Source organism: Prosthecobacter algae, from assembly GCF_039542385.1.
In the GTDB taxonomy this organism is placed as follows: domain Bacteria; phylum Verrucomicrobiota; class Verrucomicrobiia; order Verrucomicrobiales; family Verrucomicrobiaceae; genus Prosthecobacter; species Prosthecobacter algae.
This window is the reverse complement of the sequence record NZ_BAABIA010000005.1, coordinates 113,483-127,503: the sequence shown is the minus strand read 5'-3', so window position 1 is coordinate 127,503 and position 14,021 is coordinate 113,483. Positions and strand designations below refer to the sequence as shown.

The window sequence follows — 14,021 nt, the reverse complement described above, 5'->3', positions numbered from 1 at the left end:
GCAAGCCGCAGAGTCGCCTATTCTCGCCACCCTTTTTCAACCCCGAACCTTCTTTTCTTACCATGTCTCAGCATCGCAGCCTCAAAACCGCCGGTTCCGTTGGTACCAAGCGCAGCGTCCTTAAGCGTGGCGAGCGCATCAAGCTCATGAAGGCCCGTGGTCAGTGGAAAGACGGTCGTCTCCCGACCGGTCTGCCCAAGACCAAATCCGAATAGTTTGCGCGGGTTAATCCCCGCAGTCTCCCACCGTGCGCCTTAACCGTTATCTCAGCCTGTGCGGCCTCGGCTCCCGCCGTGGCTGCGAAGTACTCATTCAAGAAGGTCGCGTCTCCATCAATGGACATGTGATCAAAGACCTGGCCACCCAGGTCTCAGATGAGGATCGAATCATCGCGGACGGCAAGCCCGTCAAAGCTGAGAGCGGTGTGGTGATCGCCCTGCACAAGCCGCGCGGCTACATTTGCAGCCGTAGCGATGAGCGGGATCGCATGACGATCTACTCGCTCCTGCCCAAGCAGTTTCAGACCCTCCACCACGTGGGCCGTCTGGATAAAGACAGCGAGGGCCTGCTACTGATGACCAATCGTGGGGAGCTTTCCCACCGCCTCATTCACCCCAGTATGGGTGCTGAAAAGGAATACGAGGTCATCGTGGATCAGCCCATGGACCAGGCCACCATGGCCAAGCTGGTCAAGGGCATGCTCACTGAAGAAGGCCACGCCAAGTGCGAACGCGCCTGGATGATCACCGAATATCGCGCCCATGTCGTCCTGAAACAGGGCCTGAAGCGCCAGATCCGCCTCATGTTCTATCAGCTCGGTTTTGAGGTGGAGCGCCTCACCCGCACCCGCATCGGCTGGCTCGAGCTTAAAGGCCTTCAAAAAGGCGGCTGGAAACAGCTCACCGAAGTCGAAGTCGAGCGCTTCTTTTCCAAAGACGGCGTCACCGGACGTCCGGCCAAGATCGCCAAAACCGCCTCGGCTACGGATGTCGGCGATGAGGAATCTGGCCGCCCCGTGCGCCGCGCCCCGGCCAAACCTCGCGGTGGCCCACGCGCCAAGAAATCCTTCGGCAGCGAAGACCGCCCCCGCACCCCCCGTGCCAGGACCTCTGAAGGCGAAGACCGTCCCCGTGGCGGACCGCGTGGCAAAAAAACTTTCGGCAGTGAAGAGCGCCCCCGTGGTGGTTCTCGTGGAAAAAAATCCTTTGGCAGCGAAGATCGCCCCCGCAGCCCCCGGGCCGCTCCTTCGGATGGCGAAGAGCGCCCCTTCGGTGCACCGCGCCCCAAAAAATCTTTTGGCGGTGAAGAACGTCCCCGTGGCCCCCGCCCAAGCTTCTCCGAAGGGGAAGATCGTCCTTTCGGTGCCCCCCGCGCCCGCCCTTCTTTTGGGGGTAAAGACCGCCCTGGCGCCGCTCGCCCGAGTTTCTCTGATGGTGAAGACCGCCCTCGTGGTGGCTCCAGCGGCCCTCGTGGACGCTCCTCCTTTGGTGATGACGAGGCCCCTCGTCCCCGTGGGAAACGCCCGGATGGCGACCGCAAACCCCGCAGCAGCGGCGGTGCCGGAAAGCCACGTTCCACCCGTGGGGACTCCCCCAGCAGGCCCCCGCGCGCCTCGGTGAAACGCGCCCCCGGAAAAAAAGGCCCTCGCGGCCGTCCCTAAACTGGGATTGTCTTTATTCTTGCCACGGCAGTCAGAGGGGCTAACCTCGACACCTCTAATCGCACTCACATCCCATTAATGGACGACACAAAATCTAACGAGAAGGAGGCCACAGCTTTGGACCTGAAGCAGATCAAGCAGATCGTGGCCCTCATGGCCGAAAACGACCTCAGTTACTTTCATTTCGAAAACCAAGGATCCAAGGTCGAACTGCGACGTGGATCTGACTTCCAGGCGGCCAAAGAGCTGCTGAAGCACCTCCCCGTCGCCTCGGCCGCCGCCCCGGTTGCCATGGCCTCCGCCGCACCGGTCGCAGCAGCTCCAGCGGCCACTGCCGCAGCAGCGCCCGCCGCTGTCGCCGCCGAGCCTGCGGGCCCTACCATCAACAGCCCGATGGTCGGCACCTTCTACCGCTCCTCCGCCCCAGGCGAAAAAGCCTTTGCCAACATTGGTGACTCCGTGGATGAAAACTCCAACGTTTGCATCATTGAGGCCATGAAGGTCATGAATGAGATCAAGGCCGAGATACGTGGCACCATCGCCCGCGTCCTCGTCGAAGACGGCAAGCCGGTCCAATACGGCCAGCCCCTCTTCGAATTGAAAGCCTAGGACAGTTGACCGTCGCTATGCTTGACCCCTGACCCCTGATGGTCAGGCGGGTCAAGGGGTCAGCCGTCAGAAAGTCAAGATACGCACCTCCTTTTCCTCTCCCGTCCCTCATGTTCCGAAAAGTCCTCGTCGCCAACCGTGGTGAGATCGCCGTCCGCATCATCCGCGCCTGCAAAGAACTCGATGTTAAAACCGTCGCCGTTTACTCTGAAGCGGATGTGGACTCCATGCACGTCCACCTTGCTGATGAAGCCATCTGCATCGGCCCCGGCCCCAGCAGCGAGAGCTATCTGAAGATCAGCCGCATCATCAGCGCGGCGGAGATCGCGAATGTGGACGCCATCCACCCCGGCTACGGCTTCCTTTCCGAAAAAGCCGAATTCGCCGACGTGTGCGAGCAGTGCAAAATCAAGTTCATCGGGCCCAGCTCCCGAGTCATCTCCATGATGGGGGACAAAAACGTCGCCCGCGCCACTGCGCGCAAGGCAGGCGTGCCCGTCACCCCCGGCTCAGATGGCCTCATCCATAACGAGGAAGAAGCCCTCATGTGGGCTCGGAAGATCGGCTATCCCGTTATCATCAAGGCTAGCGCAGGTGGCGGTGGTCGCGGCATGCGCCCCGTGCTGAACGAGGCCACCCTCATTTCCAGCTTCCAGGCCGCCTCCATGGAAGCCCTCAAGTGCTTCGGCGACGGCTCCATGTACATGGAAAAGCTGGTCGAAAAACCGCACCACATCGAGTTCCAGATCGTCGCCGACAGCCAGGGCAACGTCGTCCACCTCGGCGAGCGCGACTGCTCCATGCAGCGGCGTAACCAAAAGATCATCGAGGAGTGCCCCAGCCCCAAGATGACCGATGCCCTCCGTAAAAAGATGGGCGATGCCACCGTCCGTATCTGCAAAGAGATCGGCTACGAAAACTGCGGCACCATTGAGTTCCTCGTCGATAACAACCGTGAAGACTTCTACTTCATGGAGATGAACACCCGCATCCAGGTGGAGCACCCCATCACCGAAGAAGTGTATGGCTGCGACCTCATCAAAGAGCAGATCCGCATCGCCGCCGGTCTGCCGCTCAGTGAGCACGTCGTCAACGCCGTCCCTCGTGGCCACTCCATCGAGTGCCGCATCAACGCCGAAGACCCCTTCCGCAACTTCGCCCCCAGCCCCGGCAAGATCAATCTCTGGTATACCTCCGGTGGTCGCGGCGTCCGCGTGGACAGCCACGTCTATTCCGGCTACGAAGTGCCCCCGTATTATGACTCGATGATCGCCAAGCTCATCGTCACCGGTGCCACCCGCGAGATCGCCATCCGTCGCATGCGCCGCGCCCTCGGTGAATTCGTCGTCGAAGGCATCAAAACGACCATCCCTCTCCAGAGCAAAGTCCTCACCACCAGCGACTTCCAAAACGGCCAATACGACATCACCTGGGTCGAAAACTTCCTCCGCCAGGAAGGCCTGAAGGGTTAGTCTTATGGCGCTTGAGGTGCTGCCATGTCTGAATTACCCGGCAGCGATGTGAATCCGTATGCACCGCCGCAGGTGGATGTGCTGGGGGCTGAGGGCTTGCCACCACAGCCCTTGCTCCGGCCTCGGTCCACGAAGTGGGCAATTTTCATTCTTTTGCTGAAAGTCGTTGTGATCCATTGGATCCACTGGGGCATCATCCAAGAGAGTGGTTTTGAGGAACTTTGGAATGCTTATGCAGTTCAACTGGGCAGTTTAGCGGCCCCTGTCTTGAGTTTCCTCGGATTGGTCCTGCTGGTCTTTACCCATCGCTCGCGCGTGGCCTATGCTCTGGCGAGTTCGGCCTTGGTCGTCTTGTTTTGTGATGGGGTGACCCATAGCTATCTACAACTGCGAACGTATGGGGACGTCGAAAACACCTTCCCTTTCGTCTTGGATGTGGGGATCCCAGTGGTCCTGTTTTCACTCTTCCTCTACCTGCTCTACCGCTTCATCTTCGGCTTGCCCAGCCGCCGTTACTACCGGATCGGGAAGGCCTGGGTCCAGGACGAGGAGGTGTAAAAAAGCGGCTGTCTGGGGACTCCCTCAATCCTCAAAGTAGTCTGAGTCCACCCGCTTCAGGGCGATACTGCGCACGGTGGAGACTCCGACGCCGTATTCGATCATCAGCTCCGCGAGCCGCTGACCGCTGATGAGGATGACCTTGTGCTGCACATTGCGGGCGTACTCGAGGGCAAAGCAAAAACGAAGAAGACGTTACTGATTGAGTTCAAGTGGAGGCAATGCCTTGACGATCTTCATCGTTTCCAAGCTGACGGTGATGACGCGGAGGAAGAGTTCTAGGGGATACTTGGGGTTGTCCATGGTTTCGGTGGCCCAGAGATTGGCGTCTTTGATGATGCCGCTGTCTTTGTCGGTGGTGACGGACTGGCGTTCCATGACCCATTCGAGGGCGGGTTTGCCGTTGACGACGTAGTGGTAAGCCTCCAGCGGGATGTCGCGGATCGTGACATAGTCGTTGTAGATAATGGTGGTCTTGTCGTTGATGTTCTTATTCGTCGCCGGGTCGCGGGTTTTCGCGAATTTCATCTTCGTCACCCGATAGTCCTCTGCGGTGATGGAGCGCGGACCTCCGAGTCCGCTGCGGGTCGTCGGAGCGTCGGAGCGTTGGATGCGGAATTGCCAGAACTCAGGCTTGTCGGCGTGCTTGCGGCGTTGGCTGGTTGATCCGGAGTGTTTCCTGCTGGCGGTGTGCTGCGGGCTCGGAGGCCCGCGCTCCCTTGGATCGTCACCTCGTAAGTTCTTTGCCTAGGTTGTCGGCGTGGCGGCTGCGGTAGTCGGGGGAGTGCCGCTCCTCAAGATGTGGGACGACGCAAACATCTGCAAAACCCAGGTTTGATCCTGCGTTTCACCTTGCATGAAAAGCCTCCTGGCGTGTTCAATTATCGTCACGTTTTGCCTTGGGCCGATCGCCCGGGCCGATCCAGAAGTTTCCTCCTCCGCCGATGAAATTGACGCGTTTTTGGCGAGGGACTGGGCAGCGAACAAGTTGACACCCAACGCCCCGGCGGATGACAGTGTTTTCGTGCGCCGCATTTATTTGGATGTGGTGGGCCGCATTCCCACCACGCGTGAGGCTGAGGAGTTTCTGGCTTCCAAAGAAGATGGAAAGAGGGCCGCACTGATCGACAAGCTCCTCGATTCCGAGGGCTATGTGCAGAACTACTTTCATTACTGGGCGGATGTGTTGCGTGTGCAATCCAAGGGCCAGCGAGCAGGCCCCGCGTATGTTCATTTCATCAAGGATGCGCTGCGCAGCAACAAGCCGTACGACATGTTCGTGCGGGAGATGGTCGCCGGAGATGGCAAGGCCTGGTCCGATGGGGCGATTGGCTACTACACACGTGATCGTGGCATGCCCTTGGACAACATGGCGAGCACGTTGCGCATCTTCCTGGGCACCCGCATCGAATGCGCCCAGTGCCACAATCACCCCTTTGACAAGTGGACCCAGATGCAGTTCTACGAGATGGCGGCCTTCACCTTTGGCGTGGAGATCAGAGACTCCGGCGGCAGTTTCACGGGCGGTATCAGCGACCTTCTGCGTGATCAAGGCATGGCCATTCGCACCACGTTCAAGCAGCCTGAATGGCCCAAAAACTCGACCACCGAGGCCGACCGCCTCGCTTTCTGGGCGGAGTTGGAGAAAGTGGGGCGGGCACGCCGGGCGGCTGAGGACTACTTGCTCAAGGCTGAGCGTTTATACAATCAGGCCATGAGCGGGCCTCGTGGCATCGGGCGCTACCCCAAGGTGACCTTTGACGAGAAGCGCAAGGTCACCCTGCCACCGGATTACCAGTATGACGATGCGAAGCCCAAATCCGTCGTGAAACCGGCTGCCATCATGGGTCATGCATGTACTCCTCTGCCAGGTGAAACACGGGTCCAGGCCTACGCACGCTGGCTGGCGAATCCCGATAATGACCGCTTCAACAAGGTCGTGGTCAATCGCCTGTGGAAAAAGGTATTCGGACTCGCCCTGATCGAGCCGCTCGACGATCTCACGGACACTACCGTGGCAGTGAATCCTGAACTATTGAGCCATCTTGAAAAGCTGATGGTGAGCCTGAATTACGATATGAAGGCGTATCTGCGCATCCTTTTCAACACGAGCACCTACCAGCGCCAGGCCTCCCACGAGGAGGTGGCACTGGGGACTGCCAGCCACTTCACAGGCCCGCTGCTGCGCCGCATGACTGCTGAGCAACTGTGGGACAGCTTTGTGACGCTGATCAACCCCAATCCCGACATGCTAAACATGGCCTCCCACGAATTCTTTGAGCAACGCAGGTTGGCCGTGGAAAAGGTCGCCGATCCGGCTGAGACGCTTAAGAGCATTCAAATGGCCGCCAAGAAGTTCCAGGAGCAGCCGGAAGGTGTGGAGGCCCTGCAGAAACGGTTAGTGGAGGCCCGCGAGGAGGCCAAAAAATACCAATCCATCGCCGCCACAGCCACCGGACCTGAAAAACAGGCTGCCGCCGCCCACGCTGCTGAGTGCCATGTGAAAATCAAAACCATCAGCCGGGAGATCACTGCTCTTTATACCAATGCCCGCCGCACCGTCATGACGGAAGTGATCATTCCTGGCCAAAAAAAGCTGTTCGAGAAGGTCACCGGCAAGCCCTTTGAGATCATTGCTTATGAACCCAATCAGGAGGTTCCAATTCAAGCCGCCCCCAGTGCCGACATGCAGGCGACCGGTGCTGCGAACGGCGGGCTCAAGATGGCCCCTGAGGATGGCAAGATCAAAACGACCAAGCCGACCAAGGCGGAGGTCGCCGAAGCTGAGATAAGGGCCTGGAGCGAAGAGGCCATGTACTATGCCATCCCCCGGAAACATTGGCGGGACTACTTCCGTTCGCGGGCCCAGCAGTCTCGGCAGTGGCTGCGGGCAGCGGAAATCGAAAGCCCTGCCCCGCGCGGTCATTACCTGCGCGAATTTGGCCAGAGCGACCGGGAAATCATTGAGAACAGCAACAATGAAGCCTCCGTTCCCCAGGCTCTGGCATTGATGAATGGAGAGCTCCTGCCGCAGATCGTTCACCGCTACAGCCAGCTCATGCTCTCCGTGGGCAAGGCCCGGTCTGCCGACGAAAGAATCGACGCCGCTTACATGGCCGTGCTTTCCCGCAAACCCACCGCCAGGGAAAAGGGCCTTTGCCTTCAGGCCCAGGAAAAGGGCCTCAGCACCGTGGAGGACCTGATCTACGCACTGATCAATACCCAGCAGTTCATCTTCAATCAGTAAGTAACGGCCGTCGGCGTTCTCCCATCGAGCCAACCTTGCCAAGACTCCGCAGGCAAGATCGCCGACATTCGGTTGTAAACCTGGGCGACTTGATCGTTCGGGGTGTTGGTCAAAATCCAATACCTCACTGGGCAGCAGACGCATTGCGACGGCAGGACAAGGTGTTGCGAGAGTTCGAGGCGTTCATCCCTCCGCTAGTCACCGCCAGTCGTTCTAGGCTACTCTGGGCACCACCTGTTGTTGCCCGATGTCTGAAGCGCCCTGAACGTCAAGATTCCGAATGGGCTCGGACTGCATCGAAACACCAGGAACTGCACCTATTATTGTGAAAAGCATGGGCTGCGTTTTCCTCGAGGAGTGTTTCTAGCCAAGCGGTGGTGGTCTCGGCGGTGAGGGCGGTTTCTTCCAGCATAGCGAAAAGATCGCGGATGGCCCAGCCTTCGGGCCGGTGCACGGAGCGGTCTTGGAAGAACTGTTGTTTCACAAGGCGGCGCTTGGGTGGTGGATGAGCAGCCAGTTGTCGCGGCCCCCTTTTACCCTCATTTTTTGGGGCGATGTCGGTCAGTATGACTTCGCCTAGTGGAGTATTCTTCCAGTGCGGGGCGGAGGGCTCTGCTTTGCGGCCAGTGCTTTTTTCCAGGTAGTGGCCAGTGTAGAGTCCGGTGGCGGCAGATGAACCGCAGGAGGACACTGCGGGGATGGAAATATCCTTATCTGCAAACCATCTTTCCATTTGACGAATGGCTGTGTGCCTCTAGAGTCGTCACCCCTTTTCTAAACCATTTCTCTGAAACTGTATGCCCGAAGTCCAAATCCGCAAAGGTGAGCCTGTTGACCGCGCTCTCAAGCGTCTGAAAACCAAGCTCGAGATGGAAGGCATTCTCGAAGAAATGCGCCGCCTGCGCGCCCACGAAAACCCGAAAGAGCGCACCAAGCGCAAGGCTCGTGCTGCTGCCAAGCGTGGTAAGATCCGTTTTCGTTTCACGCTGCCGAAGGCTCCTGAGGGCGCTGCCCCGACGGCCTGATTTATTTCCTGGCTCGTTGTCCGGATTTCCAACCTCGGAAAGGCTGTCTGTTTTCAGACAGCCTTTTTGTTTGTCCTACCCCTTGTTTCAGGGCATCTTGTAGTGAGCTTGTGAAATTTTTCACAAATTCGTGTTGCCGCTGTTTGGCCAGCGTAGAATAGTCATCTTTACCCCATTATGCCTGCTGTTACCCGTGAATACGAGTCCCCGGACACCGCCGCCAAGGTGGCGCTGCACCTGGACAGCCTCGAAGAGACGACCAGCGACATCGTGGGCGAAAAGCTGGTCCTGAACATGGGCCCCTCCCACCCGGCCACGCACGGCGTGCTGCGGATGATTTTGGAACTGGATGGCGAGACCATCACGAAAGCGGAGCCGGATGTCGGTTACCTGCACCGTGGGGATGAGAAGATCGCCGAAAACATGCATTACAACCAGTTCGTGCCTTATACGGACCGGTTGGATTACTTGGCACCCCTGGCCAACAATGTGGCCTACGCCCTCGCGGTGGAAAAACTCATGGGCTGGGAAGTGCCAGAACGGGGCCGCGCCATCCGCGTGATCTGCTGTGAGTTGGCCCGCATCTCTGCCCACCTGCTGGGCGTGGGCGTGTTTGCCATGGATGTCGGGGCCATGACGGTCTTCCTCTACACGTTCACGGAACGTGAAAAGATTTATAACCTCTGCGAGCAGCTCACGGGTGCCCGTTTCACCACCAGCTACACCCGCGTGGGTGGCCAGATTCGCGATCTGCCAGAAGGTTTCACAGAAGCGGTGCTGAAATTCCTGGCTGAGGTGGAGCCCGTCATTGACGAGATCGACAAGTTGCTGACCCGCAATGCGATTTTCATTGCCCGTACGCAGGACATTGGGGTCATCACCAAGGCGGATGCCATTGCCTACGGCATCTCCGGGCCGAACCTTCGCGGTTCCGGTGTGGAGCATGACCTGCGCAAGACGAACCCGTACCTGGATTACGAGAAGTACGAGTTCGATATCCCCATCGGCACCAAAGGCGACTGTTACGACCGTTACCTCGTTCGCATGGAAGAAATGCGCCAAAGCGTCCGCATCCTGCGCCAAGTTTTCGCCAATCTTCCTGGCGGCCCTATCAATGTGGCCGATGCCAAGAACCTGCTGCCAAACAAGGACCGCGTGCTGATGAAGATGGAGGAGCTGATCCACCACTTCATCATTGCCACTCAGGGCATTGATGCGCCGGCCGGAGAAGTTTACTTTGGTGCAGAGAATCCTAAGGGCGAGCTGGGTTTCTATATCCACAGCAAGGGCGGCGGCGTCCCTTACCGTCTGAAGATCCGCAGCCCCTCGTTTGTGAACCTCAGCATCCTTTCGAAGATCATGCCAGGTCACATGCTCAGCGACATTCCTTCCGTGCTGGGCAGCCTCGACTTTGTGATGGGCGAGTGCGACCGCTAACAGCCTGCACGCGCTGAATCTAGCAACCTTTAATACCTGAACTTCAAGATGGCATTCACAGTCCCCGCAGAGTTGGAGAGCAAGATGGACGAGGTGATCACGCATTACCCCGTTTCCAAGCGCAGTGCCGTTTTGCCCCTCCTGCATCTGATGCAGGAGCATTACCGTTTCATCAGTGATGACATCGTCAACTGGGTGGCGGCGAAGCTGGGGCTGGAGCCCATTCAGGTGCTGGAAGTGGTGACTTTTTATCCCGGGTTCCGCCAGAGCGCGCCTGGGAAATATCACATCCGTGTTTGCCGCACGCTTTCCTGTGCGATGACGGGCAGTTACGAGCTGATGGACGCCCTCTGCAAAGAGGCCAAGATCGACCGTAGCCACTGCGATCACCATCACCCCATCGCGGTGAGCGAAGATGGCAAATACAGCATCGAATTCGCCGAGTGCCTCGCCAGTTGCGGCTTTGGCCCTGTTTGCATGGTGGAGGACGACTTCTTTGAGAAGGTGGAGCCCGCCAAGGCCGCTGAACTGCTGGCTAAGTATCCCTGATTCCTGGGTTGGTAACGCCGTTGATCGGAAGCCTAGCCTCCTCAGCCGCTTGGGGTAGGGAACTGTTGCTTGAGCTTACCCGCATTCTGGGACATAAGCGCTGCCCCTCATGCCCGAAAGAATCCCCGTCATTCTGAATCCGGCCGCCCGCAGCACCCAGGCGGCTGCGCGTGAAAAGGCCATTCGCGCCCTCACTCCAGCGCCAGAACTCATCCTCACGGAAGGTCCCGGCCAGGCCACGGATCTGGCGGAAAAACTGGCCCTGGAGGGGCATCCCCTCATTGTCGCAGCAGGCGGAGACGGCACCATGAATGAGGTCCTCCAGGGGCTCAGCCGGGTGAATGCGGCGAGGCCATCGGGGGAAAAACACACCGCCTTGGGCGTACTGCCTGTGGGGACGATGAACGTGTTTTCGCTGGAGCTGGGCCTGCCCAGCGCGGATCTGCCCGCGTGCTGGGCGCAGATTTCCCAGGGCCGTTTCCGGGAGCTGGATCTCTGGATGGCGAATGACCAGTATTTTGTGCAGCTAGCCGGCGTGGGTTTTGATGCCGAAATCATCCAGGAGACTTCTTGGGAGAGCAAAAAACGCTTTGGCCCGCTGAGCTACGTCATGTCTGCCATGCAGGTGCTAACAAGGCAGCCGCCTGTGCTTTCCGTCCACATTGAGGGGCGCCCCTCCATGCACGGCTCGGTGGTCCTTGTCGGGGCAGGGAAGCACTATGGCGGCCCTGTGCCGGTCTTCCGTCGTGCGTCCAATCAGGATGGCCTGCTGGATGTCCTGGTCTTTCGCGGTCTGGGAGGCTGGGAATTCGCCCAGATGCTGCGCGCCATTTTGGTAGATGGGTATGAGCCTGCCGAAGACATCGATTACCTGCAGCTCCGGGAGTTCACGGTGACTTCTATGCCTGGTGCACCACTGGAGGTGGATGGGGAGCTGGCCAGCGAGGGCACCCCGGTGCACTTCAGGGCCGCACCTTTCAAGCTACAGGTGGCGGTGTGAAATTTATGAATCTCGTTTTGCTCACTCTTTTTGTGCTTTCAGCAGTCATCGCGAATGCTGAAATGAGCGTGAAAAAGTTGATGATCAATGACCGGGAGTTCTGGTGCTTAGTGAGTGGCGGGCAAACGAAAAAGCTGTTTCCTGGCAGTGAGCATTATCGAGGAGATCGTTGCACGGTACTTGGCAGCCCAGATGGATCTCGTTTGTGCATCCTTCATTTTAAAAACAGGAGAGAGTCATCTTTTTACCTATTGGATAAATCCTTGGGATATAATGCCATTGAGGTGAAATCGGATTTCCTTGACCTAACGGAAACTGAGTTTGCACTCGCCTCAATAAATTTCACACCTGATCCCGAATCTCCTGATGTTGGTGGATTGAATTTTGGCGTGTTGAGTATTTTATTATCGGATAACGATCCACCAGACGAATCTCATTTTAACATGGAATTTCAAATCGTCCTGATTCCAGGGTCTGCTCATTTGCGACTCATGAAGTGCAAGGGTTACGCAAACTATCAGGAGTGGCTGAATGCGCATCCAAACAGCAAGGGATGGCAACTTGTGGCAGAGACTGAGGACGAGTCAAAATAGCACATTGACCTTTCCTAAGTTGCCGCGTGTTTCTGCGGACTGAGGGGAGGCGGTGGCAGGAAGCCGTACTTTTCCAAGCTGTCCTCAATGATGCGCTCGCAGGCGCTGAGCTGGCGTTCGCGTTCGCGGCGGCCTTCATCCGCGATGGCTTGCAGGGCATCGATGTCGTAAAGGTACACGCCTTCGATCTCGTTGACGGCGGGGTCCACATCGCGCGGCACGGCGATGTCGATGATCAGCAGCGGGTCCCAGCGGCGTTTGCGCATGACCTGCTGGATGAGCTCGGGCTTGATGACAAAATGTGGCGCACTGGTGCTGGAGATGATGACGTCCACCTCATGCAGGGCGTGTTCCCATTCGTCGAATTTCATGGCCGTGCCCTTCATCTCGGTGGCCAGTTCCACGGCGCGGTCATAGCTGCGGTTGGAGACGATAATGCTGCGCGCGCCGCGTGAGAGCAGGCTCTGCGCGCAGGTGCGGCTCATCTCGCCCGCGCCGACGAGCATCACGCGGCACTGTTTCAGGTCATGCACCTTTTCCGCCAGATCCACAGCCACGGAGCCCACGCTGGTGGAGCCGCGCTGGATGGTGGTGTCGTTGCGGACCTTTTTGCCGACGGTGAAGGCTTGCTGGAAAAGTTTATTCAGGGCGCGGCCGGTGCTGCCGGTTTCCAGGGCCACTTTGTAGGCCTGTTTCACCTGGCCGAAGATCTCCGTCTCCCCCAGCACCATGCTGTCCAGCCCGCTGACGACGCGAAAGAGGTGGCGGGCAGCGTCATCGGACCGCAGGCGGTAGGTCACCAGGGCCTCGGCCTGTTCCTGGGGCAGTTCAAAACGGCGCACCAGGTAGTCCACCAGGGCATCATGGGCCACGCGGGCATCATCCAGCGTGTGGGTGGCGTACAGCTCCACGCGATTGCAGGTGCTCAGCACCACGCTTTCTTCAAAGCCAGGCAGTTGGCGGATCTCCTGCACGGCATCCGGCACCTTCGCCTCGGGGAAAGCCACGCGCTCACGCACCTCCACCGGAGTGGTGCGGTAGTTCAGGCCCAGGCAGACCAGATGCTCGCGGGTGGCGGGTGGTGGGGTCATGGTCAGGTGACGAGCCAGAGGGAAATGAAGGGGATGACAAACCCCACCGCAGCTAGCCAGGCCGTCTGCCGGGGGGAAAGCGCGTGCCGCCAGGCGATGAAGCCCATGACGGCGTACAGGCCCCAGACCCCCCAGGCGAAAATGAGCTTCGGATTCGTGATGGGCGTGTCCAGCTTGAAGGTGATGGCCAGGCTGGCGCTCAGCAGGATCAGCCCCAGCAGCACCTGGCGCTGGATGGCCTTCGCCAGGCCCTGGATGGGCGGCAATTGATAAAACAGGCCGCCGATGAGGTGGCGCTTCAGGAAGCGCTCTTGAAGCAGGTACATCACGCCTGTGACGCAGGCCAGGGCAAAGGCGGCGTAGGCCACCAGGGCCAGGGCGGCATGAAGCTCCACCCACGCATCAATCTTCGGCTTCGCCGCATAGTCTGGAAACGCACCCGGCAGGGCAAAGGCCAGCCCGTGCATGGCCGCGACTAGAGGCGCGGTGAACATGCCCAGGAGGGACACCCGGTACGTCGTACCCACCAGGAAATACAGCAGCACCACACTCCAGGCGATGAAGACCAGGATATCCGAGACACTTTTCATCGGGCACTGCCCCACCACCTGCCCCCGCAGGTAAATAGCCCCGGTTTGAAAGACAAAACCCAGGGCCATGGTCAGCTTTTGGGCCATTCCCCGGCGCCAGTCCCCGGTCTGCAGCGCGCGCAACGCTGGTACCACCGCCGCCAAAAAGGCGAAGGTGGAAAGAAGGAGCGCGATCCGGTCTGGAGTCATG

Annotated in this window: 16 protein-coding genes and 1 pseudogene; 11 read left to right on the top strand and 6 right to left on the bottom strand. The window is 58.8% G+C overall.

Annotated features, from left to right (window positions below; all coding sequences use genetic code 11):
• The first annotated feature begins 62 nt into the window (after nt 1-62).
• The 5 genes from ABEB25_RS12820 to ABEB25_RS12800 all read left to right on the top strand — a co-directional run bounded on the left by ABEB25_RS12820 (nt 63) and on the right by ABEB25_RS12800 (nt 4,299).
• Nucleotides 63-215 carry a small basic protein gene (locus tag ABEB25_RS12820; protein WP_184204702.1) on the top strand — a complete coding sequence of 51 codons (153 nt, stop codon included), beginning with the start codon at nt 63-65 and terminating at the stop codon, nt 213-215.
• Nucleotides 216-247: 32 nt separating this feature from the next.
• A complete protein-coding gene (locus ABEB25_RS12815) occupies nt 248-1,660 on the top strand; it encodes a pseudouridine synthase (protein ID WP_345736804.1) in 1,413 nt (470 codons plus the stop codon).
• Between the two features lie 78 nt (nt 1,661-1,738).
• On the top strand, nt 1,739-2,269 hold the full coding sequence (accB, locus tag ABEB25_RS12810) for an acetyl-CoA carboxylase biotin carboxyl carrier protein (RefSeq protein WP_345736803.1): 531 nt from the start codon (nt 1,739-1,741) through the stop codon (nt 2,267-2,269).
• 110 nt (nt 2,270-2,379) lie between these two features.
• Entirely contained in the window at nt 2,380-3,741 is a 1,362-nt protein-coding gene (gene accC / locus ABEB25_RS12805; protein WP_345736802.1) for an acetyl-CoA carboxylase biotin carboxylase subunit, read from the top strand.
• A gap of 24 nt (nt 3,742-3,765) precedes the next feature.
• The gene (locus ABEB25_RS12800; protein WP_345736801.1) at nt 3,766-4,299 is read left to right on the top strand and encodes a hypothetical protein; all 534 of its coding nucleotides are present in this window, start codon (nt 3,766-3,768) and stop codon (nt 4,297-4,299) included.
• Nucleotides 4,300-4,323: 24 nt separating this feature from the next.
• Here the strand turns inward: ABEB25_RS12800 and ABEB25_RS12795 are convergent, their stop codons facing one another.
• Together ABEB25_RS12795 and ABEB25_RS12790 are read right to left on the bottom strand one after the other, a co-directional pair.
• On the bottom strand, nt 4,324-4,452 hold the full coding sequence (locus ABEB25_RS12795; protein WP_345736800.1) for a hypothetical protein: 129 nt from the start codon (nt 4,450-4,452) through the stop codon (nt 4,324-4,326).
• Nucleotides 4,453-4,494: 42 nt separating this feature from the next.
• Nucleotides 4,495-4,857 (bottom strand): annotated as a pseudogene (locus ABEB25_RS12790) (type ISP restriction/modification enzyme); the annotation flags it as partial.
• 298 nt (nt 4,858-5,155) lie between these two features.
• On the opposite strand from ABEB25_RS12790, the gene ABEB25_RS12785 reads away from it, so the two are divergent.
• The gene (locus ABEB25_RS12785) at nt 5,156-7,546 is read left to right on the top strand and encodes a DUF1549 domain-containing protein (RefSeq protein ID WP_345736799.1); all 2,391 of its coding nucleotides are present in this window, start codon (nt 5,156-5,158) and stop codon (nt 7,544-7,546) included.
• On the opposite strand, the gene ABEB25_RS24510 is transcribed toward ABEB25_RS12785, so the two are convergent.
• Both ABEB25_RS24510 and ABEB25_RS12780 read right to left on the bottom strand, forming a co-directional pair.
• Nucleotides 7,540-7,674 carry an SOS response-associated peptidase family protein gene (locus ABEB25_RS24510; RefSeq protein ID WP_425572046.1) on the bottom strand — a complete coding sequence of 45 codons (135 nt, stop codon included), beginning with the start codon at nt 7,672-7,674 and terminating at the stop codon, nt 7,540-7,542. The two genes, ABEB25_RS12785 and ABEB25_RS24510, sit on opposite strands and share 7 nt — an antisense overlap.
• 140 nt (nt 7,675-7,814) lie before the next feature.
• The gene (locus ABEB25_RS12780) at nt 7,815-8,279 is read right to left on the bottom strand and encodes a hypothetical protein (RefSeq protein ID WP_345736798.1); all 465 of its coding nucleotides are present in this window, start codon (nt 8,277-8,279) and stop codon (nt 7,815-7,817) included.
• Nucleotides 8,280-8,343: 64 nt separating this feature from the next.
• Between ABEB25_RS12780 and rpsU the strand changes: the two genes are divergently transcribed.
• From rpsU to ABEB25_RS12755, 5 genes are all read left to right on the top strand, one after another.
• On the top strand, nt 8,344-8,571 hold the full coding sequence (gene rpsU / locus ABEB25_RS12775) for a 30S ribosomal protein S21 (protein ID WP_184209660.1): 228 nt from the start codon (nt 8,344-8,346) through the stop codon (nt 8,569-8,571).
• A gap of 177 nt (nt 8,572-8,748) precedes the next feature.
• Nucleotides 8,749-10,008, top strand: coding sequence for an NADH dehydrogenase (quinone) subunit D (gene nuoD, locus ABEB25_RS12770; RefSeq protein WP_345736797.1), 1,260 nt, complete (start codon nt 8,749-8,751; stop codon nt 10,006-10,008).
• Nucleotides 10,009-10,056: 48 nt separating this feature from the next.
• On the top strand, nt 10,057-10,557 hold the full coding sequence (locus ABEB25_RS12765; protein ID WP_345736796.1) for an NADH-quinone oxidoreductase subunit NuoE family protein: 501 nt from the start codon (nt 10,057-10,059) through the stop codon (nt 10,555-10,557).
• 109 nt (nt 10,558-10,666) lie between these two features.
• Nucleotides 10,667-11,557: a diacylglycerol/lipid kinase family protein gene (locus ABEB25_RS12760; RefSeq protein ID WP_345736795.1), complete on the top strand. Its 891-nt coding sequence runs from the start codon at nt 10,667-10,669 to the stop codon at nt 11,555-11,557.
• A gap of 5 nt (nt 11,558-11,562) precedes the next feature.
• Nucleotides 11,563-12,150: a hypothetical protein gene (locus ABEB25_RS12755; protein WP_345736794.1), complete on the top strand. Its 588-nt coding sequence runs from the start codon at nt 11,563-11,565 to the stop codon at nt 12,148-12,150.
• A gap of 14 nt (nt 12,151-12,164) precedes the next feature.
• Here the strand turns inward: ABEB25_RS12755 and hemA are convergent, their stop codons facing one another.
• Entirely contained in the window at nt 12,165-13,241 is a 1,077-nt protein-coding gene (gene hemA, locus ABEB25_RS12750; RefSeq protein WP_345736793.1) for a glutamyl-tRNA reductase, read from the bottom strand.
• 2 nt (nt 13,242-13,243) lie between these two features.
• Complete coding sequence (ccsA, locus tag ABEB25_RS12745) at nt 13,244-14,020, bottom strand: cytochrome c biogenesis protein CcsA (RefSeq protein WP_345736792.1); 777 nt, start codon at nt 14,018-14,020, stop codon at nt 13,244-13,246.
• Between the last annotated feature and the right edge of the window lies 1 nt (nt 14,021).

Coding starts and splice junctions, on each gene's coding strand:
- ABEB25_RS12765 (WP_345736796.1), top strand. CDS start 10,057: ATGGCATTCACAGTCCCCGCAGAGTTGGAGAGCAAGATGGACGAGGTG.
- ABEB25_RS12820 (WP_184204702.1), top strand. CDS start 63: ATGTCTCAGCATCGCAGCCTCAAAACCGCCGGTTCCGTTGGTACCAAG.
- ABEB25_RS12755 (WP_345736794.1), top strand. CDS start 11,563: ATGAATCTCGTTTTGCTCACTCTTTTTGTGCTTTCAGCAGTCATCGCG.
- ccsA (WP_345736792.1), bottom strand. CDS start 14,020: ATGACTCCAGACCGGATCGCGCTCCTTCTTTCCACCTTCGCCTTTTTG.
- nuoD (WP_345736797.1), top strand. CDS start 8,749: ATGCCTGCTGTTACCCGTGAATACGAGTCCCCGGACACCGCCGCCAAG.
- accB (WP_345736803.1), top strand. CDS start 1,739: ATGGACGACACAAAATCTAACGAGAAGGAGGCCACAGCTTTGGACCTG.
- ABEB25_RS12785 (WP_345736799.1), top strand. CDS start 5,156: ATGAAAAGCCTCCTGGCGTGTTCAATTATCGTCACGTTTTGCCTTGGG.
- rpsU (WP_184209660.1), top strand. CDS start 8,344: ATGCCCGAAGTCCAAATCCGCAAAGGTGAGCCTGTTGACCGCGCTCTC.
- ABEB25_RS12780 (WP_345736798.1), bottom strand. CDS start 8,279: ATGGAAAGATGGTTTGCAGATAAGGATATTTCCATCCCCGCAGTGTCC.
- ABEB25_RS12800 (WP_345736801.1), top strand. CDS start 3,766: ATGTCTGAATTACCCGGCAGCGATGTGAATCCGTATGCACCGCCGCAG.
- ABEB25_RS12760 (WP_345736795.1), top strand. CDS start 10,667: ATGCCCGAAAGAATCCCCGTCATTCTGAATCCGGCCGCCCGCAGCACC.
- hemA (WP_345736793.1), bottom strand. CDS start 13,241: ATGACCCCACCACCCGCCACCCGCGAGCATCTGGTCTGCCTGGGCCTG.
- accC (WP_345736802.1), top strand. CDS start 2,380: ATGTTCCGAAAAGTCCTCGTCGCCAACCGTGGTGAGATCGCCGTCCGC.